Below are 2,576 nucleotides of genomic sequence, written 5' to 3' on the forward strand. Positions count from 1 at the left end.
CGCCACAACAGCCCCCACATCAGGCTTCCCCTCAACCAGCGCCACCACATCCCGCGACACCCAACCCTCCCCAGCCATCCGCGATCATCTGCAAACCATTCGAAGCCCGACGCAAAACAGCACAGCTCTTGAGGTGACATAATGTTCGTGGCGGAACCGTGCTGTCTTCGATGCAATTTCGTTCGGTAATTGCTGCATCTCTAGCGTTGGGCATCTTTATGCTTGGCGATGGCCGCGAGAACCCTCGCCCTGGTGCGTTCGTCAAGGTCTGGTATGCGGAAGTCTTGTCCTCGGGCGTGTTCCACGAGTTCAGGCTGGGGTGGCACGGAATGAACGTCAAGGTAATAGCCGACCTCGCCGGGCCAGATCCATGTGCCATCAGTGTGGTAAGTACGCGGGACGTGCGGGGCGCGAGAAGGGTCGAGCAGGTCGGGGTCCTTGCGGCGAGACGAGACCACGACGTGGGCGTGCTCCAGATATCGCACCAAGGGCTCTCGCTCGGGCGGCGCGATGGGAGGGCGGTCGACGCCGGGAGTTCCATCAGGCTCGAAGGAATCCCAGGTCCTGGCGATCTGCAGCCGCGGTTCACCCGCGATGATGCCGTCCAACTCATCCAGCCCGGATTTGTCCATCGGCGCGACCGGAGTGCTGCTGAGATGGTCTGACGGCTTGCCTTGCTTGATGGAAACCGGATGAAGGTTTATAAAGCCGGTCCCGTCCACGGTGAACCCGCCGCCCCGCTCGAACAGGAGAATCAGGGGTTCAAAAGGATCTGGCAATTCGCCTTGTTGTAGTCCCTGATCCTTCAGGGTCGCCAGATGAAGGGCGTTTTCACATGCGTGCAGCGTCGGTGAGCCGAACGTATATGGAATGGCTGTTCTGAGATGGTCCAGTTGTTCGGCGGTGGCGCGAACCGAAGGATTCATCATGGCCGCGAAGTCGTAAAAAGGCCACGAGTGGGCGGAGATGCCAAGGCTTTCCAGGAGGGCTGCGCGCTCATCCGTCAGGGGGCCGATTTCCCTGCCCCAGATGGCCGCCCGGCGAAGGTACTCGAGCAGGAGTTGTACACGGGACTTCTCATGCTCGACGGCCATCGCCCCGGCGTCCTGCCAGTTGATCTCATGGAGGCGCCCGAGAAGAGCTTTCGCATTCGTGTTCATCAGGGCAATTCGCTCTCAATCGCGTTGACGATCTCGGTGACGTTCGACAGATCGTCGCTGAGATCGATGTCCAACTCGGCCCTTCCTTGCAATATGTAGTGGCTCCACGGTGGCTTATTATGGTCCTCGACCGGTGCGAGGTCATGCGCCCCGTAATGCTCATACGTGGGCCGATACCCGCCCTGAGTGTAGCCCGCAGGATCGCTGCTCCGGTAGGGAATACCCCGTTCCATCAGCATACTCTCGATCGCCTCGTGGGCGATCAATCGCCTGAACTGTTCCCGTGAGTCGAGGAGGGGGCCGTCGTTGGCGGCTGCCCAAAGTTCGGCGATGTGATGCATGGGACTGAAATTCCCAACTCGAGTCTGCCCGGGGCCGACCGCGACTTCATGCTGTTTGAAGAACAGATGCCGCCGCACGCGTTCAAGTACGTCCTGAGTGATTCCGGTATTGGTGGAAATGTTTTCGGTGTCCCCGGAGAGGTCGCGAACCTCTTGATATCCGATGACGGAGCGACGTGATTGGGGTACCTCGACGTAGACATTTCCATGGTGGTCGATGTAATAACCATTGGAGTCCGTGTAACCGAGCTGCCCAGGCTTGCCGATCGTCGAGTCGAAGCCCAGGTCGACAATCCCTTTGGCCTGATAAATGCCGGATTCGCCATTTTCTCTGGTGATCTTGTAGATCACGCCCTCTTCTGGTTTTGCGAGGTCCACGTTGTTGTCAGGATGTGCCGGTGATCGAAAGGCTTCCGGGTCGATCTCAGCGTTCTCGATGTGTGTGATTCGGACTCTTCCGGTTTCAGGGTCGGATTGACTCGTGTATGCGTAACTTCGAGGAACTCCGTTTTGGTGAACTTCATACTTCGTGTTCGCCTCCAGGTTCGGAATGCGGGAAATCGGCACGGGTCGACCGTGGTCGCTGACGGCTTCGATCGTGTCCGAACGTTCATACTGCGGTGGATTCCAGACAGCCTCCACCTTGGGAGGTGGCAGGTTATTCTCATTTTGTCCGACCGCGTTCCCGGCGTTCGCAAAATCGTCGCTCTTTGTGTTATCCGGAGGATTTTCGGGAAGGCCGTTGCCGCTACCTGCGTTGCCGCCGCCACCGGGCATGGTGGTCTCTGGAGAGGATGTCGTTTGAGGCGCGAGCTGACCGGTAGACCGTTCGGGGCCATTGTCGCTCGAGAGTGTGGAGTCGGTGGCTTCGGGATTATTGGATGGCCGAGAAGATCCCGACGAGGGGCCGTTGTTGGTGATTTCGGGGTGGCGGGCGCCTACCAGCTCGGGGGTGCGTTCGTGGGAGGTGCGGACTGCTTGGGTTGCCGGTTGCTGGTGGTCGCGGAGCATCCATTCGGGGATGTGGGCGGGGATCTCCGCCTGGCGGGGGGCCTCGCCCGAAGCTCTTGCGGGG

2 protein-coding genes are annotated in these 2,576 nt (G+C 59.7%); both read right to left on the bottom strand.

What is annotated here, in order from left to right:
• Positions 1–200: 200 nt before the first annotated feature.
• Entirely contained in the window at positions 201–1,160 is a 960-nt protein-coding gene (locus DMH08_RS39255) for a hypothetical protein (protein ID WP_125621324.1), read from the bottom strand.
• A partial coding sequence (locus DMH08_RS40690; protein WP_199748234.1) for a hypothetical protein occupies positions 1,160–2,576 on the bottom strand: 1,417 nt, incomplete at its 5' end. The genes DMH08_RS40690 and DMH08_RS39255, both read right to left, overlap by 1 nt.

The organism is Actinomadura sp. WAC 06369, from assembly GCF_003947565.1.
GTDB lineage: Bacteria > Actinomycetota > Actinomycetes > Streptosporangiales > Streptosporangiaceae > Spirillospora > Spirillospora rifamycini.

Excerpts from the sequence above, each read along its gene's own strand:
- DMH08_RS39255 (WP_125621324.1), bottom strand. The coding sequence starts at position 1,160 with ATGAACACGAATGCGAAAGCTCTTCTCGGGCGCCTCCATGAGATCAAC.